This is a genomic window from Variovorax sp. GW458-11-26-14-LB1, from assembly GCF_059423965.1.
This window is the reverse complement of the sequence record NZ_JBWKYW010000065.1, coordinates 1-24,450: the sequence shown is the minus strand read 5'-3', so window position 1 is coordinate 24,450 and position 24,450 is coordinate 1. Positions and strand designations below refer to the sequence as shown.

The 24,450-nt window shown below is 69.7% G+C and carries 20 protein-coding genes; 9 read left to right on the top strand and 11 right to left on the bottom strand.

The features are described 5' to 3' along the window. Window positions 1-51: 51 nt before the first annotated feature. Window positions 52-744, top strand: a complete 693-nt coding sequence (locus tag AC07YS_RS28870; protein WP_062478359.1) for an alpha/beta hydrolase — start codon at window positions 52-54, stop codon at window positions 742-744. Between the two features lie 6 nt (window positions 745-750). Here the strand turns inward: AC07YS_RS28870 and AC07YS_RS28865 are convergent, their stop codons facing one another. Both AC07YS_RS28865 and AC07YS_RS28860 read right to left on the bottom strand, forming a co-directional pair. Next, window positions 751-2,274, bottom strand: coding sequence for an MFS transporter (locus tag AC07YS_RS28865; RefSeq protein WP_495269752.1), 1,524 nt, complete (start codon window positions 2,272-2,274; stop codon window positions 751-753). After that, window positions 2,271-2,846, bottom strand: a complete 576-nt coding sequence (locus AC07YS_RS28860; RefSeq protein ID WP_159272105.1) for a GNAT family N-acetyltransferase — start codon at window positions 2,844-2,846, stop codon at window positions 2,271-2,273. Before AC07YS_RS28860 ends, AC07YS_RS28865 begins: the two co-directional genes overlap by 4 nt. A gap of 75 nt (window positions 2,847-2,921) precedes the next feature. On the opposite strand from AC07YS_RS28860, the gene AC07YS_RS28855 reads away from it, so the two are divergent. Next, window positions 2,922-3,800 (top strand): LysR family transcriptional regulator, encoded by an 879-nt coding sequence (locus AC07YS_RS28855; protein ID WP_070060373.1) that lies wholly within the window; start codon window positions 2,922-2,924, stop codon window positions 3,798-3,800. A gap of 6 nt (window positions 3,801-3,806) precedes the next feature. On the opposite strand, the gene AC07YS_RS28850 is transcribed toward AC07YS_RS28855, so the two are convergent. Further along, the gene (locus tag AC07YS_RS28850) at window positions 3,807-4,976 is read right to left on the bottom strand and encodes an ABC transporter substrate-binding protein (RefSeq protein ID WP_095947853.1); all 1,170 of its coding nucleotides are present in this window, start codon (window positions 4,974-4,976) and stop codon (window positions 3,807-3,809) included. A 144-nt stretch (window positions 4,977-5,120) separates the two neighbouring features. Between AC07YS_RS28850 and AC07YS_RS28845 the strand changes: the two genes are divergently transcribed. After that, window positions 5,121-5,624: an energy transducer TonB gene (locus AC07YS_RS28845; RefSeq protein ID WP_495269751.1), complete on the top strand. Its 504-nt coding sequence runs from the start codon at window positions 5,121-5,123 to the stop codon at window positions 5,622-5,624. Between the two features lie 21 nt (window positions 5,625-5,645). On the opposite strand, the gene trmB is transcribed toward AC07YS_RS28845, so the two are convergent. The 4 genes from trmB to AC07YS_RS28825 all read right to left on the bottom strand — a co-directional run bounded on the left by trmB (window position 5,646) and on the right by AC07YS_RS28825 (window position 9,489). After that, on the bottom strand, window positions 5,646-6,419 hold the full coding sequence (gene trmB, locus AC07YS_RS28840) for a tRNA (guanosine(46)-N7)-methyltransferase TrmB (protein ID WP_062478378.1): 774 nt from the start codon (window positions 6,417-6,419) through the stop codon (window positions 5,646-5,648). After that, entirely contained in the window at window positions 6,416-7,321 is a 906-nt protein-coding gene (gene gluQRS / locus AC07YS_RS28835) for a tRNA glutamyl-Q(34) synthetase GluQRS (RefSeq protein ID WP_495269750.1), read from the bottom strand. Before gluQRS ends, trmB begins: the two co-directional genes overlap by 4 nt. A 15-nt stretch (window positions 7,322-7,336) precedes the next feature. Further along, a complete protein-coding gene (locus AC07YS_RS28830) occupies window positions 7,337-8,419 on the bottom strand; it encodes an NAD(P)/FAD-dependent oxidoreductase (protein WP_495269749.1) in 1,083 nt (360 codons plus the stop codon). Between the two features lie 116 nt (window positions 8,420-8,535). Further along, on the bottom strand, window positions 8,536-9,489 hold the full coding sequence (locus AC07YS_RS28825; RefSeq protein ID WP_095947849.1) for a LysR family transcriptional regulator: 954 nt from the start codon (window positions 9,487-9,489) through the stop codon (window positions 8,536-8,538). 162 nt (window positions 9,490-9,651) lie between these two features. On the opposite strand from AC07YS_RS28825, the gene AC07YS_RS28820 reads away from it, so the two are divergent. The 4 genes from AC07YS_RS28820 to AC07YS_RS28805 all read left to right on the top strand — a co-directional run bounded on the left by AC07YS_RS28820 (window position 9,652) and on the right by AC07YS_RS28805 (window position 12,421). Next, window positions 9,652-10,353 carry a pirin family protein gene (locus tag AC07YS_RS28820; RefSeq protein ID WP_492685477.1) on the top strand — a complete coding sequence of 234 codons (702 nt, stop codon included), beginning with the start codon at window positions 9,652-9,654 and terminating at the stop codon, window positions 10,351-10,353. Window positions 10,354-10,408: 55 nt separating this feature from the next. Continuing rightward, a complete protein-coding gene (locus AC07YS_RS28815) occupies window positions 10,409-10,834 on the top strand; it encodes a DoxX family protein (RefSeq protein ID WP_174254368.1) in 426 nt (141 codons plus the stop codon). 77 nt (window positions 10,835-10,911) lie between these two features. Then, window positions 10,912-11,463: a flavodoxin family protein gene (locus AC07YS_RS28810; protein WP_095947847.1), complete on the top strand. Its 552-nt coding sequence runs from the start codon at window positions 10,912-10,914 to the stop codon at window positions 11,461-11,463. Window positions 11,464-11,497: 34 nt separating this feature from the next. Beyond that, window positions 11,498-12,421, top strand: a complete 924-nt coding sequence (locus AC07YS_RS28805) for a pirin family protein (RefSeq protein ID WP_159277194.1) — start codon at window positions 11,498-11,500, stop codon at window positions 12,419-12,421. A 9-nt stretch (window positions 12,422-12,430) separates the two neighbouring features. Here AC07YS_RS28805 and AC07YS_RS28800 read toward each other — a convergent pair whose 3' ends face one another. Beyond that, window positions 12,431-13,216, bottom strand: coding sequence for a sulfurtransferase (locus AC07YS_RS28800; protein ID WP_495269748.1), 786 nt, complete (start codon window positions 13,214-13,216; stop codon window positions 12,431-12,433). A gap of 61 nt (window positions 13,217-13,277) precedes the next feature. Here AC07YS_RS28800 and dnaE point away from each other — a divergent pair, with 61 nt between their 5' ends. Both dnaE and AC07YS_RS28790 read left to right on the top strand, forming a co-directional pair. After that, entirely contained in the window at window positions 13,278-16,796 is a 3,519-nt protein-coding gene (gene dnaE, locus AC07YS_RS28795; protein WP_495269747.1) for a DNA polymerase III subunit alpha, read from the top strand. Window positions 16,797-16,891: 95 nt separating this feature from the next. Continuing rightward, on the top strand, window positions 16,892-17,263 hold the full coding sequence (locus AC07YS_RS28790; RefSeq protein ID WP_083259096.1) for a YgiW/YdeI family stress tolerance OB fold protein: 372 nt from the start codon (window positions 16,892-16,894) through the stop codon (window positions 17,261-17,263). Here the strand turns inward: AC07YS_RS28790 and AC07YS_RS28785 are convergent. The 3 genes from AC07YS_RS28785 to tolA form a co-directional block, all read right to left on the bottom strand. Next, window positions 17,247-22,466, bottom strand: coding sequence for a PDDEXK-like endonuclease domain-containing protein (locus AC07YS_RS28785; RefSeq protein ID WP_495269746.1), 5,220 nt, complete (start codon window positions 22,464-22,466; stop codon window positions 17,247-17,249). The two genes, AC07YS_RS28790 and AC07YS_RS28785, sit on opposite strands and share 17 nt — an antisense overlap. Further along, entirely contained in the window at window positions 22,463-23,701 is a 1,239-nt protein-coding gene (locus AC07YS_RS28780; RefSeq protein WP_495269745.1) for a M48 family metalloprotease, read from the bottom strand. The genes AC07YS_RS28785 and AC07YS_RS28780 overlap by 4 nt, the downstream gene beginning before the upstream one ends. Before the next feature lie 92 nt (window positions 23,702-23,793). Continuing rightward, on the bottom strand, window positions 23,794-24,450 hold a 657-nt coding region (gene tolA, locus AC07YS_RS28775; RefSeq protein WP_495275748.1), incomplete at its 5' end, for a cell envelope integrity protein TolA.

The window sequence follows — 24,450 nt, the reverse complement described above, 5'->3', positions numbered from 1 at the left end:
GCCCGGCTTCTCGTTCTGTCTGTCCACGTTTTCAACGGAAGGTGGCGAATCATGAGCAACAACAAACCGACGGTCGTCCTGGTCCATGGGTTCTGGGGTGGTGCGGCGCACTGGCACAACGTCATCGTGGAGCTGCTGCGCAAGGGTCACACGGCCATCCGCGCGGTCGAGCTGCCGCTGACTTCGCTGGCCGACGACGCCGAGCGCACGCGCAAGATGGTGGCGCAGGTGCAGGGGCCGGTCTTGCTGGTCGGCCACTCGTACGGCGGCGCGGTGATCACGCAGGCCGGCGACCTGCCCAATGTGGTGGGGCTGGTCTACATCGCCGCCTTCGCACCCGACGCGGGCGAAAGCCCCGGCGGCATCACGCAGGAGCATCCGCCCGTGGCCGTGCCCAACCTGGCGCCCGACAGCGATGGCTACCTGTGGGTGATCCCCGAGAAATACCACGAGAGCTTCTGCCAGGACCTGAGCGCCGAAGAAGGCCTGGTGATGGGCCTGACGCAGAAGGCGCCGCTGGCCAGCACCTTCGGCGACACCATCACGGCGCCGGCCTGGAAGAAGAAGCCGTCGTGGTACCAGATCTCGAGCGAGGACCGCATGATCTCGCCGGTGAACCAGGAGCGCATGTCGGCGCGCCTGGGCGCGAAGAAGGTCATCACGCTGGCGGCCAGCCACGCCTCGCTGGCCTCGCAGCCGCAGGCCGTGGCGGCGCTCATCGACGAAGCCGCGAGCGCTGCCTGAGGCAGGCTACGCGCAGCGCCCGGCGCGCTGCGCAGCCGTCGGGCGGGCCCGCCAGCCGAGGAGCGCCACGGCGCAGGCCGCTGCGATGACGATCGCCACGGCCACGCCCATCACCGAGAAGAAGGCCTGGCCGAAGGCCGTGTGCGCGAGCGCCACGAGCTGCGAGGCGATCGGCGCGGGCAGCGTCTCGGCGGCCAGCAGCGCGGCGTCGATGCTGTCGCCGGCCGAGGCCGGCACGGCCAGGCCTTCGGGAATGATCAGCGCGGCGGTGTAGCTTGCCGAAAGCACGCTGCCCAGCAACGCGATGCCCAGCACGCCGCCGAGTTCGTACGACACCTCCTCGATCGATGCCGCCATGCCGGCGTGCTCGACGGGCGCGTTGTTCATGACCGCGTTCGACGCCGCCGTGATGGTCGCGCCCACGCCCAGCCCCAGCAGCACCAGGATCGCCGGCTTGAGCAGGCCTGCGGCATCGACCGCCAGCGCCAGCGCACACAGCGCCAGCGCCGTGGTCACGAGGCCGCCCAGGATGACGGGGCGCGAGCCGACGCGCGCCAACAGCAGGCCCGCGAGCGGCCCCGCCACGAAGGCCGCCAGCGGCAGCGGCAGCAGGGTGAGGCCCGCCTGCAGCGGCGTGAGGCCGACCACGAGCTGCAGCCGCTGGCTGAACACCAGCTCGACACCGATCAGCGCCACCGAGGCCACGATGGCCGCGATCACGCCGCCCGAGAAGTAGGCGTTGCGGAAGAGGCGGAAGTCGATCAGCGGCGCGCTGCTGCGCCGCTGGCGCCGCACGAAGAGGGCCATGGCCATCGCGGCGAGTGCGCCGGTGATGGCGGCCGTTGTGACCGAGGGCGCGAACTTGGTGAGTTCCTTGATGGTCAGCACGAGGAAGACCAGCCCCGCCAGCACCTGCACCGAGCCGATGAAGTCCCACGGGCGCGTGCCGGTGTTCTTCTGCGTCGGCAGCAGCCACAGGGCCAGCACCAGCGCGAGCACCACCACGGGCACGTTGATGAGGAACACCGAACCCCACCAGAAGTATTCGAGCAGCACGCCGCCCACGACCGGCCCGAGCGCCGCGCCGCCCGAGGCCACCGAGGCCCACACGCCGATGGCCACGGCGCGCTCGCGCTCGTCGGTGAACACCAGCCGCAGGATCGCCAGCGTGGCCGGCATCATCATCGACGCGCCCACGCCCAAGAGGGCCCGCGCGGCGATGAGGACGGCCGGGTTCGGCGCGTAGGCCGCGCACAGCGAGGCCACGCCGAACACGGCCAGGCCCGCGACGAACATGCGCCGGTAGCCCACGCGGTCGCCCAGCGCGCCCATGCCCAGCAGGAAGCCGGAGACGACCACGGTGTAGGCGTTGAGGATCCAGAGCTTCTCGGTGGCCGAGGCGGCCAGGTCGTGCGTGAGCGTGGGCAGCGCCGTGTAGAGCACGGTCATGTCGACCACGATCAGCAGCAGCGCCATCGAGACGATGCCGAGCGTGATCCATTTCTTGGCGGTGGGGTTCAAGCCGTTCATGGCGTGGCCCTCCGGTCGTGCGACTGTGCGGTGGTGCCGTCCAGTTCCTTGAGCATCGTCACCGAGACCGTCTCGCAGCCGCGGGCGTGGAAGAAGTCGTGCGCGCGGGTGTTGCCGATGCCGCTTTCGAGAAAGAGGCGCTGGACGCCGTGGCGCTGCAGCTCGGCGCAGACCCAGTCGAACAGCCGACCGCCCAGGCCCAGGCCCTGGAAGCGCGCGTCGACGACGAGGTCGTCGAGCGTCGCGAAGCTGCGCGCGGCGCGGCGGGTGTCGTCGATGGACACCAGCGCGAAGCCGGCCAGTGCATCGTCGGCTCGCGCGACGGCCACGCGGGCGTGGGCGTTGGCCGGGTCCAGCGCCAGGGTCTCGCGCACTTGCGCCATGAAGACGGCGGGCAGGTCGCTGCGCCATTCGCCGAGGGCCACGGCGCGCTGCTCCTGCAGCTCCGAATGGGAGATGTAGGAAGGGGAAAGTTGCTGCAGGAACAGGGCGGTCAACGCCTGCGCCTGGGAAGGATCGCTGCACCAGCTCAGTTCGAACGCCGGTGTCGTCTTGTTGTTTGCATTCGTCATGGCGCCATGTTGCGCCATTAAAATGAATGAATAAAGATGAAATCCATCTGATAAATAGATGAATAGGTGGCCAGCATGGAATGGACCGTCGACCAATTGCGCCAGTTCGTGACGACCGCCGAGTGCGGCTCGTTCTCGGCCGCGGCGCGCCACCTGGGCAAGGCCCAGTCGGCCGTGAGCACCGCCATCGGGCTGCTCGAAGTCGACCTCGGCGTGGCGCTGTTCGACCGCTCGCGCCGCAACGCGCAGCTGTCCGACGCGGGCCGGGTGTTGCTGCTGGAGGCGCGCGAGCTGCTGCGCCAGGCCGAGCAGCTCGACCAGCGCGCCCGCTCGCTGCACGAAGGCGACGAGGCCGCGCTGTCGCTGGCGCTGGACGAAGCCCTGCCGTACACCGCCATCGGCACGCTGATGCGCGAGCTGTCGGTGAAGTTTCCGAGCCTCGAGCTCACGTTGCTCAACGGCACCGCGACCGAGGTGGCCGACTACGTCGAGCAGGAGCGCGCCAGCGTGGCCTTTCATTTCGACCGCGGCCCGGTGCGCGCCAGCTTCGACCAGCGCCACATCGGCAGCGTGCGCCAGGGCGTGTTCGTGGCCAGCGACCATCCGCTGGCCGACGGCCGCACGGTGCGGCGCCAGGACCTGGCGCGGCAACGCCAGCTGCTGATGCACGCGGACGACGTGCACGAGGTGGCCTACAGCCCGCGCGTGTGGCGCTCCGACAGCTTCTACAGCACGGCCGAGATGGTGGCCGACAACCTGGGCTGGGCCGTGCTGCCCATCAACATCGCGCGCTACGAGGGCTTCAGCAAGGCGCTGAAGGAAGTGCCGTGCCCGTCGTTGGCCTTGCCTCGCTTGTCGGTGCGCATGCTGTGGCTGCAGGGGCGCCCGCTCGGCGCGACGGCGCTGTATGTGCAGCAGCGCTTCACCGAGTTGCTGCGCGACAGCGCCGTGTGAGGCGCGTCAGCGGAGCACGCGACCGTCGGCGGAGATGCTGATGAGATCGATGCTGCGCACGTTGTCGCGCAGGCCGGGGCGCAGGTTGATGCGGAAGCCGCCCACGTCGTAGTCGGTCATCGCCGTCATCGTGCGCTGCAGGGTCGCGGTGTTGAAGCCGCGGCCCGCGCGCCGTACCGCCTCGCCCGCGGCCTTGGCGGCGATGAAGCCCTCGAGCCCTTCGTACGACGCGGTCTGGTCGGAGTTGTCGACCGCCGCGAGGTACTCCTTGACGATCGGAATGGCCGAGGGGCGCGGCGAGGGCACCACCTGCGAGATCACGATGCCGCCGATGTCCTTGCCCAGCTCGGCGTAGAGCGGGTCGATGCCGACGATCGAGAAGGCCATGAAGTTGCCCGTGTAGCCGCTCTTGCGCAGCTTGCGGATGGCGCTGGCCGTGGTGCCCGAGAGCGACACCAGCACGATGGCCTGGGGCGTCTGCTGCTGCACGGTCTTCAGCGCGGCGTCGAGCTTGTCGGCGCCGGCAGGCACCAGCGCGCTGGCGACCAGCGGCGGCAGCTTGAGTTCGGTGACGGCCTGCTGCACGGCGGCCAGGCCGGCGCGGCCCATGGCGTCGTCGTCGCCCACCAGCGCGATGCGTTGCTGCCCCACGGTGGCGCATTGGCGCACGATCTTGAGGGCCTCGTCGATCATGCCGGGGCGCACATGGAACACGTTCGGATGCTCGGGGCCGCGCAGCGTGTCGGAGGCGGCGAAGGGCGCGAACAGCAGGCTGCCCTGCTGCGTGGCGACCTTGGCGCCGGCCTCGCTGCTGGCGGTGCCGACAAAGCCGAACAGCATGTCGGCCTTGTTCGCGCCCAGCAGGGTGCGGGCGTTGGTGGTGGCGCGTGCGGCGTCGTAGCCGTCGTCGAGCTGCAGTAGCTTCAGCTGCAGGCCGGTGGCGGCGTTGCGCGTGTTGAAGTCGCTCACGGCGAGCCGGCTGCCGGCCGCGAAGGCGTTGCCGATCTCGTTGGCGCTGCCGGTGAGCGGCACCGACTGGCCGAGCAGGACGACGCGGGCCCCGGCGGCGGCCGGGCGTGGCGTCTGTGCCAGCAAGGGACGGGTGATGCCGAGGCCGCTTCCCAGAAGCAGCATTGCGGAGGCTTTTCCCAGCCATGTCCTGCGAGACGCGTTCATTGGCTACCTTTTGCTAACAATAGTAAAAAAGTGTAGCAATTTCGAGGCCAGGGCGGAAGGCGCGGGTGCTCCAGAATTGCCCTGATGAAAACAACTGTGTCCTGGGTTCTGGGATGGATGTGCGCGGCGCTCGCCGGTTGCGTCTTGCCGCCCCCATCGAAGGTGGTGGAAAAGGCGCTGCCCGCGCCGGAGGTCTTCGTGCCCGTGGCGGCGCCGCAGCCGCCGCAACCGATGATCGAACCGCCGCCCCTGCCGCCGCCATCGACGATCGAGCCGCCACCGCTGCCACTGGCGGGGCCGCCGATGGCATTGCCGTCGGGGCCGACCCTCATGGCGGCGCCGCGCGCCGATCCGCGGGCCGCGGCGGACGCTGTCGTGACGGAGCCGGTGATCCGCCAGCGCCGCTATCCCAGCTACCCGTCCGCGCTGGTGGAAGAGGGCATCGAGGGCCTGGTGGTCACGGCCTTCTTCGTCGACGTGGACGGCAAGCCCGAAGACATCCGCGTCGAACGCTCGCCGCACCCGCTGCTGTCGCAGGCGGCGACCGATTCGCTCAAGGGATGGCACTTCGACCCGGCGCGCACAGCGGACGGGCGTGCAGTGCGCGCCCGCATGCGACTGCCGTTCCGCTTCAAGCTCGTCGAGTGAGCGGGGGAAGGTGACGCGCGCTCAGGCGCGTTTTTCGAACACCAGGTCCCACACGCCGTGGCCCAGCTTGAGGCCGCGGTTCTCGAACTTGGTGAGCGGGCGGTACGCCGGCTTGGGCGCGTAGCCGGTGTCCGGCGCGGTGTTGCGCAGCAGCGGCTCGGCGCCCAGCACCTCGAGCATCTGCTCGGCGTAGGGCTGCCAGTCGGTGGCGCAGTGGATGTAGCCGCCGGGGCGCAGGTGCTGCGCCAGCTTGGTCACGAACTCGGGCTGGATCAGGCGGCGCTTGTTGTGGCGCTTCTTGTGCCACGGATCGGGAAAGAACACATGCACGCCGGCCAGCGTGCCGGGCTGCAGCATGTGGTCGATCACGTCGACCGCGTCGTGCGCGCAGATGCGGATGTTCGAGATCGACTGCTCGCCGATGCGCTTGAGCAGCGCGCCCACGCCGGGCTCGTGCACCTCGCAGCACAGGAAGTTGGTCTCGGGCAGCACCGTGGCGATGTGCGCCGTGGCCTCGCCCATGCCGAAGCCGATCTCCAGCACCGTCGGGCCCACGCGGCCGCCGAAGGCCGCCGTGAGGTCGAGCCGCTCGGGCGTGTAGGGCACGAGGAACAGCGGGCCCAGCTCGGCGAAGGCGCGGGCCTGGCCGTCGGTGGTGCGGCCGGCGCGCTTCACGAAGCTCTTGAGGCGGCGGTGCAGCGGGTGCGGCTTGCCGTCGGTGGCGTCGTCTTCGGGGGATGCTGGCAGGTCGTCGCCGGGCGGGAGGTCGTTGGACACGGTGTCGGGAATGTTCATGAGGGCCGCGAATTGTAGAGATCGCGCCATTCGGGCACCCAGCCGGCCAGGGCGGCGGTGCAATGGCCGGCGGCCGTGGGGCGCAGGCCGAGCGCGCGCGCGGCGGCATCGAGCGCGGCCAGCGCGGCCTGCGGTGTGGCGGTGTCGATGGCCGTGGCGCCGTTCTGCTTGGAGAGCTTGTCGCCGTCGGCGCCGCGCACCAGCGGCGTGTGCAGGTAGCTCGGCGTGGGCAGGCCGAGCGCCTGCTGCAGCAGGATCTGGCGCGCCGTGTTGTCGGCCAGGTCTTCGCCGCGCACCACGTCGGTCACGCCCTGTTCGGCGTCGTCGACCACCACGGCCAGCTGGTAGGCCCAGGGGCCGTCGGCGCGGCGCAGCACGAAGTCGCCGACCTCGCGCTGCACGTCCTGCTGCTGCGGGCCGAGGCGGCGGTCGTGCCAGTGCAGGTCGCCGGCCGGCATGCGGTGCGCGGCAAAGCGCCAGGCGCGCGCGGGCTTGCCGTGCAGGCCCTCGCGGCAGGTGCCGGGGTAGACGCGTTCGCCGTGGCGCTCGTGCGCATGGCCGAGCCGGGCGAGGGCGAGGTCGATGTCCTTGCGCGAGCAGCCGCAGGGATAGGTGAGGCCGCGCGCCTGCAGCGCGGCCAGCGCCGCCTCGTAGCGCGCGGTGCGCTGCGTCTGCCACTCGGGCGGTTCGTCGGGGAGCAGCGCGCAGTCGGCGAGCTGGCGCAGGATGTGTTTGCCCATGCCGGGCAGGCAGCGCTCGGTGTCGGCGTCCTCGATGCGGACCAGCCAGCGCGCACTGTCGCCGCGCGCACGCACGTCGAGCCAGCTCGCGAGCGCGGCCACCAGCGAGCCGGCGTGCAGCGGGCCGGTGGGCGAGGGGGCGAAGCGGCCGGTGGCCCGCATCCTTTCTTGGAGGACTTAGAGAACGGCCAAGGCCAGCGAGAGGCCCGAAACGAAACCATCTTCCACGCGGTGGCCGATGCACCAGTCACCGGCGATGCCGATGCGCGCCTTGGCGTCCCACAGGTGGGTCTGGCCCACGGGCACCTGCGTCTGCGCTTCGGGCCAGCAGCGCGCCTTGGCGTGGCTGGGCGTGGCGTGGATGCCGGTGATTTCCGAGAAGGCGCGCAGCAGCTTGGCCTCGATGCGGGCGGGCGTGTCGCGCAGGTGTTCTTCCGACCATGTGGCGCTGGCCTGCAGGGTCCAGCGCTCGACGCGCTCGCGGCCGGGCTTGGACGATTCGCGCGCCAGCCACGCCACGCGGTGGTGGGTGCTGCGCGCCACGTTCCACTGCGGGCCGAGGTGCGACATGTTGGCCTGGTTGGCCTGGGGGAAGGCGATCATCAGCGTCCAGCAGGGCGCGATGCGCACGGGTTCGATCTTGCGGCTCAGCGTGGCCGAGCGGTCGCCGCCGGCGAGCAGTTCGCGGGTGCGTGCGGGCGGCACGGCCAGCAGCACGGCGTCGAAGCCGGAGTAGACATGCTGCGAATCGTCGGCGCCGGCGGTGCGCAACTGCCAGCGGGTGGCGTCGAGCGCGTCGGGCTCGATGCGGGTGACCTGGGTGTTGGTGACGAGATGCTCGCCGAGCGGTGCGGCCCAGTGGGCCACGAGCGCGTCCATGCCGGGCTGGGCGACCCAGTGCGGCTCCAGCGAGGGCAGCGCCGCCTCGGCCACGCGGCCGTGGGCGTCGAGCACGCGCACGAGGTTGGCGCTCCAGGGGCGGCACAGCGCGGGCGTGGTGGCCAGCACCTGGGCAAAGCGCGGATCGCGCACGGTGAAGTACTGCGCGCCGCTGTCGAAGCGGCCGAAGGCGGTGTCGATGCTCGCCATCCGCCCGCCCGGCGTGGCCTCGCGTTCGAACACCGTGACACGGTGCCCGGCCTGCATCAGCGTGCGGGCACAGGCCACGCCGGCAATGCCGGCGCCGATCACGGCGAAATGGCGGGCGGCGGCGGGAGTTCGGTGGCGGTCGGCGGTGGCGCGGGCTTTGGCTTTGGGCATGGCGGACTCTTTTCTTTTGACAGGGTGATGACTGAGGAGGCCGTGCACACTCTACCTCGGTCTGCGCGCGTCGCCGGGCTGGGGGCGACCCTTATGACGCCGTCATCGCGTGGCGTTCAACGGCCCCGGTGCCGTTCAAGCAGCGCCTTGCGCGTGCCCTCGTGCTCGAACTGCGCGAGCCACCATTCGAGCGCGCGCCCCGGCTTGCCCGCGCTGCGCACGCGCCACGCACAGTGCATGGTGCCCAGCGGCGGCTGGCGTTCGGTCTGCAGCTCGACAAGGTGACCGGCCTCGATGTACGGCCGCGCCATCGGCTCGGGCAAAAAGCCGCCGCCCAGGCCGTGCAACTGCGCGGCGATCTTGGCCTGCATGCTGGGCACGGTGAGCACGTCCTGCCCGCCGACGAGGTTCACGGTCATGCTCGGCCCGCTGCGCACCGAGTCGGCCGCGGCCACCGCGCGGTGCTGGCGCAGCACCGCGTCGCTCAGCGGCTGCGGCAGGCGCGCGAGAGGATGGTGCGGCGCCACCGCGAACACGAAGCGCAGTTCGCCGATCGGCCGGCTGCGGATGCCGGTGGCGGTGAAGGCCAGGCTCGCGGCATCGAGCACTGCGCCGATCGCCAGGTCGGCCTCGCCGCTGGTCAGCGCCTCGATGGTGCCCAGCAGGGTTTCGTCGCGCAGCTTCAGGCGCGTGGGCGGCTCGAGCGCGAAGAAGGCGGTGCACAGGTCGAGCAGCGGGTCGCGTGCGATCACGCTGTCGACCGCGATGGTCAGCATCGGCTCCCAGCCGGTGGCCACGCGCTTCACGCGGTTGGCCACGGCGTCGATCTCGCCGAGCAGGCGTGCGGCCTCGCGCAGCAATTCGGCGCCGGCCTCGGTGATGCGGGCCTGGCGCGCGCTGCGGTCGAACAACAGCACGTCGAGCGCGTCCTCGATCTGGCGCACGCGGTAGCTCAGCGCACTGGGCACCAGGCCGAGCGCGCGCGCGGCGGCGGCGAAGCTGCCGGTGGTGGCCACCGTCTGCAGCATGGCCAGGGCGTCGGGGGTGAGGACGTCTCGGGCGCTCGTCATGGGCGGGCTCCATCATTCAAATAATTTGAATGATGCCATCAAAACCGGGCGTCTTTCAGAGGGGGATGGAGGTCCAGAATTCTTCTCATCCGCTGCGCATCCGGCGCGGCCCACGACGAAAGCCCCGGCGCCCGAACCGGGTGGGGCAGCAAGGAGTTCGATATGTTGCAAGTGCGTAAATCCCAGGAACGCGGTTATGCCGACCATGGCTGGCTGCGCTCGTTCCACAGCTTTTCCTTCGCGGGGTACTACGATCCGGCCTACATGGGCTTCGGCAACCTGCGGGTGATCAACGAAGACCGCGTGGCGGCGGGCGCCGGCTTCGGCACCCACGGCCACCGGGACATGGAGATCATCAGCTACGTGCTCTCGGGCGAACTCGCGCACAAGGACAGCATGGGCAACATCGAATCCATTCCGCCGGGCGACGTGCAGCGCATGAGCGCCGGCCGTGGCGTGATGCACAGCGAGTTCAACCACAAGGCCGACCAGACCACGCACTTCCTGCAGATCTGGATCGAGCCCAAGGAACGCGGCATCACCCCCGGCTACGAGCAGAAGCAGTTCAGCGACGCCGAAAAGCGCGGCACCCTGCGCCTGGTGGCCTCGCCCGACGGCCGCGACGGCTCGGTGACGGTGAACGCCGACGCGCGCCTGTTCGCCGGCCTGTTCGACGGCAGCGAAACCGCCAGCCTGGCGCTCGACCCGCAGCGCAAGAGCTACGTGCACCTGGTGCGCGGCGAGCTCGAAGTCAACGGCCAGAAGCTCGTGGGCGGCGACGCCGCGATGCTCGAAGGCGAATCGCAACTCACGCTCGGCGCCGGCAAGGATGCCGAAGTGCTGGTGTTTGACCTGACGGCCTGAGACGGCGTCCTTTTCTTTGTTCCTTTCGCTTCAACAACCAACGAGGAGTTTCACCATGGCCATTACCACCACAACCACCGCCCCCAACGCTGCCCAGGACACCCTGGCACTCATCGGCCGCGTACTGCTCGCTGCGCTGTTCGTGCCCGCAGGCTTCGGCAAGCTTATGGGCTTTGCCGGCACCGTGGGGTACATCTCCTCGGTGGGCGCACCGCTGCCGCAGGTCGCGGCGGTCATCGCGATCGTCGTGGAGCTGGGGCTCGGCCTGCTGCTGCTGGTCGGCTTCAAGACGCGCGTGTCGGCGATCGTGCTGGCGATCTTCACCGTGGCCGCGGCCGTGATGTTCCACAACTACTGGGCCATGCCCGCCGACAAGGCCTTCGTGAACCAGCTGATGTTCTTCAAGAACATCGCGATCGCAGGCGGCCTGCTGGCTTTCGCGGCCTTCGGCGCCGGCCGTTTCAGCATCGATAAAAAGTAAGCTCGCTCCCCTCAGGCCGCGCACACCTCGTGGGCGCGGCCTGCTGACTTCATCGCTTCCTTGAGGAAATCCGTTTCATGGCAAACATCGTCGTTGTCTTCCATTCCGGCTACGGCCATACCCAGCGCGTGGCCCAGGCCGTGGCCGACGGGGCGGGCGCGCAGCTGCTCGCCATCGACGCCGACGGCAACCTGCCGGCCGATGGCTGGGAGACGCTGGCCGCAGCCGACGCGATCATCTTCGGCTCGCCGACCTACATGGGCGGCGTCAGCTGGCAGTTCAAGAAATTCGCCGATGCGTCGTCCAAGGTCTGGTACACGCAAGGCTGGAAAGACAAGCTCTTCGCCGGCTTCACCAACAGCGCCACGATGAACGGCGACAAGGTCACGACCATGACCTACCTGTGGACGCTGGCGATGCAGCACAGCGGCATCTGGGTCAGCATGGGCATCCTGCCGACCAACAACAAGGCGGCCACGCGCGACGCGATGAACTACGTCGGTGGCTACGGCGGCCTGCTCACGCAGTCGCCCTCGGACGCGAGCCCGGCCGAGATGCCCAAGGGCGACCTGGAAACCGCGCGTGCCTTCGGCGAGCGCGTGGGTGCAGTGGCAAGATCACGCGCATAACGCCTCACCGAACTTCGCCCACAAGGACACCACGATGACCGACACGATCCCCGAAATCCAATTGCTGCGGCCCCACGACAAGGACCTGGGCGGTGGCTTCAACGTGCGGCGCGTGCTGCCGGCGGCGCAGCGCCGCTCGGTCGGGCCCTTCGTGTTCTTCGACCACTTCGGCCCGGCCACCGAGCAGCCCGGCAACGCGCACGACGTGCGCCCGCATCCGCACATCGGCCTGTCGACTGTCACCTACCTGTTCGAGGGCGCGATGATGCACCGCGACAGCCTCGGCAGCGTGCAGGAAATCCAGCCCGGCGCCATCAACTGGATGACCGCGGGGCGCGGCATCGTGCACTCCGAGCGCAAGCCCGAGCGTCTCTTGGCCGACACTTTCGTGAACCACGGCTTGCAGCTGTGGGCCGCGTTGCCGCAGGCCCATGAAGAGGTCGAACCCAGCTTCGAGCACACGCCGGCCGACGCCATTCCCGAGCTGACGGTGCAGGGCGTGCCGGTGCGCGTGCTGGTGGGCGAGGCCTTCGGCGTGCGCTCGCCGGTGAAGACGCTGGCGCAGACGGTCTACCTGGACATCGCGCTGCCGGCTGGCGGGCGTTTCGAGCTGCCCGCGCTGGCGCCCGAACTGGCGGTCTACATGGTCGACGGCGATGCGAACGTGAATGGCGAGCCGGCACCCGCCCACACGATGGCGGTGCTGCCCGACGGGCAGGGCGCGGTGTTCACAGCCGACGCCGCCGTGCGCCTGATGGTGATCGGCGGCGAGCCGCTGGACGGCCCGCGCTACATCACCTGGAATTTCGTCTCGAGCCGGCGCGAGCGCATCCTCGAAGCCGGCGCCGACTGGGCCGCGCAGCGCATGGGCCACGTGCCCGGCGAGACCGAGTTCATTCCGCTGCCGGGCAAGCCCTTCGGTGTGCGCGAGCCCGACACGGGCACGACGCCGGTCTGAGCCTTCTGTTTATTGCTTGATGCCGATGTCCGGGTCTTCCGAGGCCCGGGCGCTGGCGTCCGATGCGCGCGCGCTGAGGTCGGGCGCCAGGGCCCGGCGGCCGTCGAACACGAAGCAGTCGCCGTGGTAGTGCGCGCCGCCGACGTCCTCGAAGTACTTGAGGATGCCGCCTTCGAGCTGCAGCACGTGCTCCACGCCTTCCTCGCGCATGAGGATGGCCGCCTTCTCGCAGCGGATGCCGCCGGTGCAGAAGCTCACCACCGTCTTGCCCTCGAAGTCGGCGCGGTGCGCCTTCAACGCGGGCGGGAATTCGGTGAACTTGGTGATGCGCCAGTCGACCGCGCCGTCGAAGGTGCCTTCGTCGACCTCGAAGTCGTTGCGCGTGTCCAGCATCACGATCTCGCGGCCCTCGTCGTCGTGACCCTGGTCGAGCCAGCGCTTGAGCGTGGGCGCGTCCACGCCGGGCGCGCGGCCGGCGGCGGGCTGGATCGCGGGGTGGTCCATGCGGATGATCTCGCGCTTGAGCTTCACCAGCATGCGCCGGAAGGGCTGCGTGGCCGACCAGCTTTCCTTGGTTTCGAGGTCGGCAAAGCGCGCGTCGGCGCGCAGGTCGGCCAGGAAGGCGTGGATGGCCTGCGCCGTCCCCGCCAGAAACAGGTTGATACCTTCGGGCGCCAGCAGGATCGTGCCCATCAGGCCCAGGGCCTGCGCGCGCTCGCGCAGGGTCTCACGCAGCACGGGGCTGTCGTTGATGCCCACGAACTTGTAGGCGGCGATATTCAAAATCTCTTGCACGGGGCGGGATTGTAGGGATCGCCACACCACATCGTGGAGGGCGGCTTCCTACAATCGACGGATGTTTGTTCACCTGCGTCTGCACACCGAGTTTTCCGTCGTCGATGGCACGAATCGAATCGACGAAGTCATCAAGGCCGCCGCTGCCGACAAGCAGCCTGCGCTGGCCATCACCGACCTGAACAACCTGTTCGGGACGGTCAAGTTCTACAAGCAGGGCCGGGGCAAGGGCGTCAAGCCCGTCATCGGCGCTGAAATCTTCATCGACGGGCTGGGCAAGGAGCCCGGCGCGCTGACCCGCCTCATTCTGCTGGTGCAGAACATGGAGGGCTACCTCAACCTGTCGGAACTGCTGGCCCGGGCCTGGACGCAGAACGTGGGCCGCGGCCAGTCGCAGGCGGCCTGCAAGCTCGAATGGCTGCAGGAGCTGCAGGGCGGGCTGATCGCGCTGTCGGGCGCACAGGCCGGGCCGCTGGGCCAGCCGCTGCTGCAGGGCCAGGAAGAGCGCGCTGCCGAACTGGCGCTGCAACTGGCGGGCATGTTCCCGCACCGCTTCTACATCGAGCTGCAGCGCGCCGGCCGTCCGGAAGACGAGCCGCACGTGATTGCCGCCGTGAAGCTCGCCGCCCGCCTGAAGCTGCCGGTGGTGGCCACGCACCCGGTGCAGTTCGCCGAACGCCAGGACTACGAGGCGCACGAGGCGCGCGTGTGCATTTCCGAAGGCGAAATTCTTGGCAACCCGCGCCGCGTGCGCAAGTTCACCGAGGAGCAGTACTTCAAGTCGAGCGCCGAGATGCAGGCGCTCTTTGCCGACGTGCCCAGCGCGCTGGCCAACACGGTCGAGATCGCCAAGCGCTGCAACCTCACGCTGGTGCTCGGCAAACCGCAGCTGCCGGACTTTCCCACGCCCTTCATCAGCGAAGGCGTGCGCATGCCGATCGGCGAGTTCTTCCGCCAGGAGTCGTTCGACGGGCTGGAGGTGCGGCTGAAGCACCTGTACCCCGACGAAGCCAAGCGCGAGGCCGAACGGGCACGCTACGTGGAGCGCCTGGAGTTCGAGATCAACACGATCCTGAACATGGGCTTCCCGGGCTACTTCCTGATCGTGGGCGACTTCATCAAGTGGGCCAAGGAAAACGGCTGTCCCGTGGGCCCGGGCCGGGGCTCGGGCGCGGGCTCGCTCGTGGCCTACGCGCTGAAGATCACCGACCTCGACCCGCTCGAATACAAGCTGCTGTTCGAACGTTTCCTGAACCCCGAACGCGTCTCGATGCCCGACTTCGACATCGACTTCTGCCAGGGCAACCGGGACCGCGTGATCGACTACGTGAAGGACAAGTACGGCCGCAACGCCGTGAGCCAGATTGCCACCTTTGGCACCATGGCCGCGCGCGCGGCCATCCGCGACGTGGGCCGCGTGCTCGACATGAGCTACATGTTCTGCGACGGCATCAGCAAGCTGATTCCGAACAAGCCGGGCATGTCGGTCACGCTGCAGTACCCGCCCGCGACCAAGATCGAAGGCGACAAGAACAACTACGCCATCGAGATGGAGCCGCAGCTGGCGGAGCGCATCGAGAAGGAAGAAGAAGTGCGCATGCTGGTCGAGCTCGCGCAGAAGCTCGAAGGCATGACGCGAAACATCGGCATGCACGCCGGGGGCGTGCTCATTGCGCCGGGCAAGCTCACCGACTTCTGCCCGCTGTACCAGCAGCCCGGCAGCGAATCGGCCGTGAGCCAGTACGACAAGGACGACGTCGAAGCCATCGGCCTCGTGAAGTTCGACTTCTTGGGCCTGGCCACGCTCACGATCCTGGAGATCGCGCGCGAGTTCATCATGAAGCGCCACAAGGGCCAGGAGAACTTCGCGTTCGAGAACATCCCGCTGAACGATGGGCCGACCTACCGCCTGTTCTCCGACGGCAAGACCGAGGCCGTGTTCCAGTTTGAATCCCGCGGCATGCAGGGCATGCTGAAGGACGCGCGGCCCACGCGCCTGGAAGACCTGATCGCGTTGAACGCGCTGTATCGCCCGGGCCCGATGGACCTGATTCCCAGCTTCGTGGCGCGCAAGCACGGCCGCGAAGACGTGGAGTACCCGCACCCGGCCGTGGCCGAGATGCTCTCCGAGACCTACGGGATCATGGTCTACCAGGAGCAGGTGATGCAGACCGCGCAGATCCTGGGCGGCTACTCGCTGGGCGGCGCCGACTTGCTGCGCCGCGCGATGGGCAAGAAGAAGCTCGAGGAAATGGCCGAGCACCGCGAGAAGTTCCGCGCGGGTGCCCTGGCCACGCACGGCATCGTGCAGGACAAGGCCGACGAAATCTTCGACTTGATGGAGAAGTTCGCGGGCTACGGCTTCAACAAGTCGCACGCCGCCGCCTACTCGCTGCTGGCGTACCACACGGGCTGGCTCAAGGTCCACTACACGGCCGAGTTCTTCTGCGCCAACATGACCGTGGAAATGGACGACACGGACAAGCTCAAGCTCTTGTTCGAAGACGCCCAGAAGAACTTCAACATCACCTTCGAGCCGCCGGACGTGAACCGCGGCAACTACCGTTTCGAGCCGGTCACCAACCGGATCATCCGTTACGGCCTGGGCGCCGTGAAGGGCACGGGCCAGCTCGCGGTCGAGGCCGTGGTGCGGGCGCGCGAAGAGGGCGGGCCGTTCAAGAGCCTGTACGACTTCTGCGTGCGCATCGACCGCCAGCGCATCAACAAGCGCACGGTCGAGGCGCTCATCAAGGCCGGCGCGTTCGACGCCATCCAGCAGAACCGCGCCTCGCTCATCGCCTCGGTCGACCGCGCCTTCGAGTTCGCCATTGCCACGGCGGCCAACGCCTCGCAGGCCGACATCTTCGGCGACTGCGAACACGGCTCGGCCACGCAGGAGCCCGACCTGGTCGACGCCACGCCCTGGGGCGTGAAGGAGCGCCTGACCTTCGAGAAGACGGCCGTGGGCTTCTACCTGTCGGGCCACCTGTTCGACGAGGTCTCGCACGAGGTGCGGCGCTTCTGCAAGCGCGAGATCGGCGACCTGCTCGACAGCCGCGACCCGCAGGTCATCGCCGGCATCGTGAGCGACTTCCGCGTCATCAACGGCCAGCGCGGCCGGCTGGCGATCTTCAAGCTGGACGACAAGTCGGAGTCCATCGACGCCACGGCCGACGAGGCGCTCATCAACGCCAACCGCAACACGCTGAAGGACGACGAGCTCGTCATCGTGAGCGGCAAGCTGCAGCCCGCGCGCGGCGGCTTCGAGGCGCGCTTCCAGGTGCAGCAGGTGTGGGACCTGGCCTCAGCGCGCTGCCGCTTCGGCAAGTTCCTGCGCGTGGCGGTCAACGGCAAGGTGCCAGAGATCGCGCGCCTCCTGAAAGACTTTCCGGCGCGCACCGAGCAGACCGAGGTCGGCGACCTGGTGCATGGCCTGCCCGTGCGCCTGTCGATGGCGCGGGGCGGGGCGCAGGTCGAGCTGCAGTTGGGCGAGCGGGCCAAGTTCTTCCCGACCGATGCGGCGCTTGCGAGCTGGACCGCGCAGGCCGAAGCGGGCAAGGCGCAGGTCATCTACGATTGATCGGATCGCGCGGCCCCGGGGAACCTCGGGGCCCGCGCGCGGTCCATCAGTCTGTTGCAACCTGGCCTTGGGCCACTCACAGGAGGAATGACCGCATGCATTTCAAGAAGATCCTCAAGACCACCGCATTGACGTTCGGCGTGGCGCTGCCCATGGCCGCGGCCTGGGCCCAGTACGCCGGCCCGAGCTCGGTGCCGAACCTGACGGTCAAGCAGCTGATCGAGACCGGCCAGGACGACCAGCACGCCACGGTGCGCGGCTTCATCGTCTCGCACGACGGCGGCGAGCACTACACCTTTGCCGACGACACGGGGCGCCTGAAGGTCGAGATCGACGCCAAGTACTTCCCGCCGGGCGTGAAGATCGACGACAAGGTGCGCGTCGAGCTCAGCGGCGAGTTCGACAAGGACCGGCTCACCGGCAAGACCGAACTCGACGTCAAGCGCGTCATCACCGTCCTGCGCTGACCCCCGCCTTTTTCCCGAGCGCCTGCTCGACCTGGTCGAGCACGGCCTCGGGGGCGTGCAGCCAGTCCTTGGCCAGCACCTGCATCACCTGCCAGCCGAACGCGTCGAGGATGCGCGGACGCGAGACGTAGCGTTCCAGCACGTTGTGGCGCGTGCCTTCGTGCGCCGCGCCGTCCACGAGGAGGCCCAGCGCATAGTGGCCCTGGCCCGATGCGCGCACCGCGAGGTCGCAGCGAAAACGCGACTGACCCACCTGTTCGTCCACCGCATGGCCGCGTGCGCGCAGCGCCTGCGCGATCTGCGCCGTGACGTCGTCGGTGCGCGCCTGCCGCGCCACGTGGCCACGCGCCAGCGGGTTCATGCCTTCGAGCACGCGCCGTGCCGTGTCCTCGTCGCCGCGTGACAGGCACTCGGCATAGCGCAGGAAGTTCTTCAGCGCCGCCGCGCCTTCGTTGTGGTCGTTGGTGATCGCCTCGTGGCGAATGGTCGAGACCACCGCCATGTGGTGCTTCGCGCGGCTGAAGATTACGTTCAGCCGCTTCTCGCCACCGCGCTGGTTGATGGGGCCGAAGTTCATCAGCATGCGGCCCTCGGGGTTGGGGCCGTAGCAGATGCTGAGGATGATGATGTCGCGCTCGTCGCCCTGCACATTCTCCAGGTTCTTGATGAAGAGGCCGCAGAACTGGTCGTCTTCCTCGCGCACGTACTCGGCCTCCAGCCGCGCCGCAAAGTCGGCATCGACCGCGCCCAGCGCGTTCAGCTCCTCCTCGATCTCGCCCTGTTGCGCTTCCGAGAACGCCACGATCCCGAGGCTGCGCCCGGTCTCCCGTTTGAGCAGTTCGCGCACCAGCTGCGCGATATGGCGTGCCTCGCCATCGTTGATGCGGTTCTCGTACACCGCATCGGCCACGCGGTGAAAGCTGATGGCGCGCGAGAGCAGGGCGTCGACCTGCGCCTTCACGGATTCGTCCGTCGGGCTGCGCGACTGCACCACGATCTCGCCGCGTTCGGGCGCGGGCAGGCTGCGGTCGGGAATGGTGTACAGGTTGCCCGCGTAGAAGGCCGCGTTCGAAAAACCGATGAGCGATTCGTAGCGGCTGCGGTAGTGCCAGGCCAGCAGCGTGGCCGGCAGGTTGCGCGCGCCCTGGTTCAGCAGGCTGTCGGCATCGAGCACGACGGCGATGCGTTCGCCTTCCTCGCCGCTTTCTGCATCGTCGCCTGCCACCGACACGGTGTCTTCCTCGGCGTCGCGGCCCGACGAGAAGAAGCTGGTCGGCGGCAGCTGCATCTCGTCGCCCACCACGATGATCTGCGGCGCGCGGTACAGCGCGGGCACGGCTTCTTCGACCGGGATCTGGCTGGCCTCGTCGAAGATCACCACGTCGAACAGGTCGGCCGCGAGCGGCAGCGTGTCGGACACCGACAGCGGGCTCATGAGCCAGATCGGCTTCATGTCGCGCACCACGCGGCCGGTGTCGCCGCTGGCCAGTTCGCGGATCGCCTTGTAGCGCATGGTCTTGCCGAACTCGTGCTCGAGCTCGCGGCGGCCGGCGTTGTAGCTCTTCTTGAAGACCTTGCCGTCGGCGTCGAGCTGGCTGGCGGGCAGGGCGCTCTTTTGCACATGGTCGCGGAAACGCTGGCGCACCGCGGCGGCGAGCGTGCGCGCATTGCGTTCGAGCAGCTTGCGTTCGCCTTCGCCCAGGCGCTGCGCATGGCGCGCGAGCGTGGCGCCGTCGAAGCGCGGCAGCCAGCGCTCGGTGCGGTACACGCGCTCCAGCCCTTCGCGTGCGACGGCGTACTCGATGGCCTCGGGCGGCAGCGGCAGGGTGCGCAGCGCGGCGGCCACGGCCGGGTCGGCCTCGGCCAGTTCCTGCAGCGGCTGGAGCACCGACGGCAGCACGTCGGCCTGGTCGCGCAGCGTGCGGGCCAGCGCGTCGAGCGCGTCCAGCGGTTGTGCACCGGCGTCGTGCAGCAGGTCGCGCCAGAGGGCGTCGAGCGTGTCGACGCGCGGTGCGGTGGCGACGAGCTGCTCGACGCTGCGGCGGCCCGCGTCGGTGCGCAGGTGGGCCTGGAACGTCGCACGCAGGCCGGCGCCGGCGTCGATGCCGCGCATCGCCTGCAGTTGCCGTGCGAAAGCCTCGGCGTCGGTGCAGCCGTAGTCGGCCTCGAGGCGCGCCGCCTGCTGGTCGAGCGCGGTGCGCGCGGCCTGTTCGGCGCGCAGGTCTTCGAGGATCTGGCTGGGCTGCGGACGCACGGCATGGGCGGCGAAGTCGTAGCGGCGCTTGAGTTCGCCCGACAGGCGCCACCACGAGGGCTGCAGCCAGCGCAGCAGCGAGCCCTGCTGCGCGCGGGCCTGCGCCAGCGCGGCTTCGGTGTCGCCGGGCGAGAGCTTGTCGCGCCAGTGGGCGGTGCGCTGCAGCTGCGCGTCGAGCGCCTGCTGCAGCGAGCGTCTTTCGTTCAGGGCATTGCCGAGCGCGAGGCTGCTCGGGTGCGCCGCGTCGAGCAGCGCCAGCTGGCCGCGCGCGGCCAGCGCGGCGACGCTGCGCGCATCGGCCACCACGGCCAGCGCATCGCGCCACAGCACGCCGGCCTCGGCCAGCGGCGACCAGGCATCGACCAGCGCGTCGCGGCAGGGGGCGCTCAGGTCGATGGCGCGTTCGCTGCGCTCGACCAGCCGCGCCAGCGGCTTCTCCTGCGCCAGCAGCGAGGGCGCGAGCTGGGCGAACACATGCTGCGCGAAGCTGGGCGCGCCCAGGCTTTCGGTCACGGCCAGGTGCAGGCGCGACACCAGCTCCGCATGCCGGCGCCAGGCCGCGAAGGCGGGCAATGCCTCGGCCTGCAGCGGCGTGAGCGACGGGTCGCCGGCCTTGAGCGCCACCAGCCGCGAGAGCAGCTCGCGCAGCGTCACCGCGATGTGTTCGGGCACGTCGTGCATGGCGGCGTCGAAGCGTTCGAGCGCGCGCAGGTCGAGGTCCATCGCGTCGAGCACCTGCGTGCGCTCGGTGCTTTCCTGCGCCAGCGTGCCGGGCGCTTCGAGCCACAGCTCGTAGGTCTTGCGCAGGTTCTGCACGAAGGCCTTCTTGTCGCCCTGCGAGTCGTGGATCATGCAGCACAGCTCGTCCAGCCCCTGCTGGCGCAGGCGGTGGAACACGACGTCGATGGCGGCGCGCTTCTCGCACACGAACAGCACACGCTGGCCGCGGCCCACGTAGTCGGCGATCAGGTTGGTGATGGTCTGCGACTTCCCCGTGCCCGGCGGGCCCTGGATGATGTAGCTGGTGCCGGTGCGCGCCAGCGCCACCGCGGCGGTCTGCGTGGCGTCGGCCTGCACCACGGGCCACTGGTCGGCCAGTGGCAGGGCGGGCGGCGTCTCGCCGTCGACGCGGCGCGGCTGCAGCGAGAACACGCGGTCGAAAGCCTCGCTCGCCAGGTCGGATTCGGCCAGCCCCGAGTAGTCGCGCACCAGCGACATCTTGCGGTGGTTGAAGTTGCCCAGCGTCACGGCCGTGAGGTCGATGTCCCACTGGTAGGGGTTGCCGCTGCTCTCGCGCAGCGCGAAGGTCTTGCGCTCGGTGTCGTCGACCGCAGTGGCGGCCATCTGCGGCGCGCGCGGCTGCGGCGCACCGCCGACGGCCTCGCGCACCGGCAGCGGCACGGGGCGCACGCGCGCATGGAACAGCTGCAGCCCGCGCGGGCGGAAGTCGTCCTGCGCGTAGCTGAAATCTTGCGCGACCACGGGCACCGCCGAGGGCGAGCGCACGCGGGTGCGGCGCTTGAACTGCTCGAGCCGCTGGCGCGCGCGCTGGTGCATCACGGCGATCTCGGGCTGCTTCACGAGGCGCAGCTGCACGCCGGGCTCGCTCTGCGCGATCTGCGCCGACAGCTGCGCGTGGAACTGTTCGAGCGAGGTCTCGCGCAGGTCCACCGTCTCGGGCAGCGCGATGCCGTAGAGCTGGCGCAGGTGGTGGCGCAGCGTGGGGTTCACCTGCGCCTCGCTGGCCGAGGCTTCGAGCAGGTACTGGTCGCGCACGCCTTTCTTGCGCGTGAGTTCGACCGGCAGCATCAGCAGCGGCGAGGCGATGCGTTCGGCGCGTTCGGCCTCGCCCTCCTTGAGGTTGTGCCAGCGCAGGAAGGCGATCACCAGCGACAGCTGCGAGAAGCCGTACTCGGCCCGGTCGCGCCGCGCCTCCTGCAGGATGCGGTCGAGCGCACCGGGCAGGTAGGGCTGGTCTTCGAAGCGCAGCCAGCGCGCCAGCGGCACGGGGTCGCAGCTGGCGATGTCGGCGGCAAAGCGGCCGTCCCACACGCACAGCTGGTCGGTGCGGATGCTGTTGAGGTCGACCACCAGCGGCACGCTGGCGACGGTGAGGTTCACATGCGCCTGCGTCGGCTTGAAGTACAGCAGGCGGTTGCGCCGCGACAGGTCGAACAGCCGGTCGCGCAGGTGCAGCTGGATCGCCTGGCGGCGCTGGCCTGCGCCGTCCCTTGCCGGTGCGATGCGGTCCAGGCCGAGGTCGACGGGCTGGTCGCGGTAGGTCTCGAGGCGGCGGATGACCGAAGGCAAGTCGCGTGCGCGCTCGTGGCGGTCGAGCGCGGTCATCTCGAAGATCACGGCGGCCACCACGGGGTGCAGCCGGCGGTTCAGCTCGAACAGGTTGCCGCGGTGCGTGGCAAAGCGGGTCAGGTCGTCGCCGTCGGTGAAGTCGAGCCCGCACGACAGGCTGGCCAGCACCTGGCCCAGGCACAGGATGTCGCCGAGCGCGTCGTGGTGGCCCAGGCGCAGTTCCCACGCGGCGTAGCCGGGCAGGTAGACGGGGCGCGTGGGCACGGTGTCGGGCCCGGCCTCGGGCATCACCGCGAGGTTCTCGAGCGCGACGCCGGCGTCGGCATCGACGGTCAGGCGCGTTTCGCCGACCACGCGCAGCACGGAGGCGGCAGGTTGTTCGAGCGGCGCGATGGCCTCGGGGTGGCGGCGCGGTGCGGTGCCTTCGGGCTGCGCGAGTGCCAGCGCGGGTTCGGCGGGCGCGTCGGTCACGCGGTAGGCAAAAGCGTTGCCGAGCGCGGCGACGTGGCCGAGTTCGTGCAGGGCCGAGACTTCGCGCAGCAGCGGCAGCACGAGCTTGAGCACGTCGTCGGTCTGCAGGCCGCCGTGGGCCTCGGCGGTGGCGAGCAGTTGCAGGAGCGGGGCGGGAGCGAGGGTCATGCGGCGGCGGCCTGCGAAGAAGAAGTGGCGGCCTTGTCGAGCAAGGCCGCGGCGTCGCGCTTGACGCGGGTGAAGTTGCGCTTGGACAGGCCCAGGTCCTTCAGCACGCGCTGTTCGAAGGGCGTGTCGCAGCCGAGCGCATCGGCCAGGCCCAGCGCGGCGGCGAGGGTGACGTCGTCCATCTCGGGATCGGCGGCGACGAAGTCGACCAGCACGCTGGCCAGGTAGTCGTGCAGGCCGGCGGGCGCGGGCTCGGGCGGCGGCATCGCCGACGTGGGCGGCGCGAAGTCGGGGAAGAAGCGGCGCGCATGCGCCAGCAGCGAGTCCGACTGCAGCACGGGCCGCTGCAGCAGCTGCGCCAGGGTGCCGCGCGTGAGTGCGCTCACGCGCTGCTGGCCAAGCATGTCGAGCGTGCCCAGGTCGAGCGGACCTTCGAGCGCGGCGGCCAGCCATTCGTCGGCGTCGTGCTCGCGGCCGGCCCACAGGCGCAGCGCGCGGGCGCGCACGAACACCTCGGGGTGGCTCACGCCGCGCGTCTGCAGCGCCTTGTTGCCGGGGTCTGCGCAGATTTCTTCGGCCTGCGCGAGGTAGCTCGCCACGTTGACCTGCGTGAGGCCGGTCTCGATCTTGATGAGCGCGCTCACGGCGGGCTCGAGCGCGCCGCAGGCCACGCAGCCGCCGCGGTCGGCAAAGGCCTCGGTGTACAGCGCATGGCGCCGCGCGGCCTGCAGGTGGCTCGCATCGGCGCGCGGGTCGGCCGCCGTGGCGTGCAGCAGGCGATCGACGACGTGGTGCTTGCCGCCGTCGCGCTCCCACAGCAGGTAGTGCGCCAGTTCGTGGCCGAGCACGGCCTGGCGCTCGGGCGGCTGCAGCTTTTCGAGCAGCGGGCCCGAGAGCACGATGTGCGCCTCACCCGGCACGACGTAGATCGCGGCGTTCATGGCCGCGCCGTCGCCGGACGGGGCCTGGTAGAGCGTGATGCGCGCCGTGACGCCCAGCCGCTGCGCGGCCAGGGTGGCGTCGGCATGCAGGTCGGGGTGCGCGTCGGCGTCGAGGCGGTAGGCGCTGCGCAGCAGTTCGGCGCGCATGGCGGCCGTGTGTTCTTCGCGCGCTTCGGCCGAAGCGGCCCAGCGCCAGGCCTCGGGTTCGTTCGCCTGGAGGTGGGCGGCCAGTGCCTGCTGGTAGGGCAGCGGCGTCAGGTCTTGGAGGCGAACGGCAGGGAAAGAGTCGACCATGTCAGGAGCGCCAGCAACAATGAGTTGCCGACGATCCTAAACGAGCGGGTGGTGTCGCTTGCAATCACCCACGATGTGGGTGATTGCGGGGGTCAACGCTTGGGCTTGAGCGTGACGATGAGCGACGGGAAGATGCGCCCGTCCGTGTCGCGCGGCAGCTTGTCGGTCTTGCGAAGACCGCGTTCGGCCGCTTCGTCCCAGGCCGGAAGGCCGCTGGACTTGGCGAGCTTGACGCCGACGATGGTGCCGTCGGGGGCCAGCCGCACTTCGAACTCGGCCTCGGGGTTGCCGTTCACGCTGTCGGCATCGGGGAAGGTGATGTTCGGGCGCACGGCGGCGGCAATGCGGCCGGCATAGCCGCTGGACGGGCCGGACGAGCGCTGGGCGTTGCCCTTGGCATCGTCGCTGCCGCTGGCGCCCGCCAGGCCCTGCATGCGCTTGAGCGTCGCGGCGCGGTCGGCGGCGGCCTGCTTGGCGGCCGCCTCCGCCTTCTTCGCTTCGGCCTGCTTGGCCTCGGCTTCCTGCTGCTTCTTCTGCTCGGCCAGTTTCTTCTGCTGCTCTTTCTTGCGCTCGGCTTCTTCCTCGGCGCGCTCCTTGGCCTCGAGCTCCTTCTTCTTTTGCTGCTGCACGCGCTGCTGCTCGAGCTCGCGCTCCTTCTGCGCCTTCTGCTCCTTGAGCTTCTTCTCGCGCTCCAGCGCGATGTCGGGCGCAGGGGCGGGCGCCGGCTCGGGCGGCTTGACGGCCGGGGG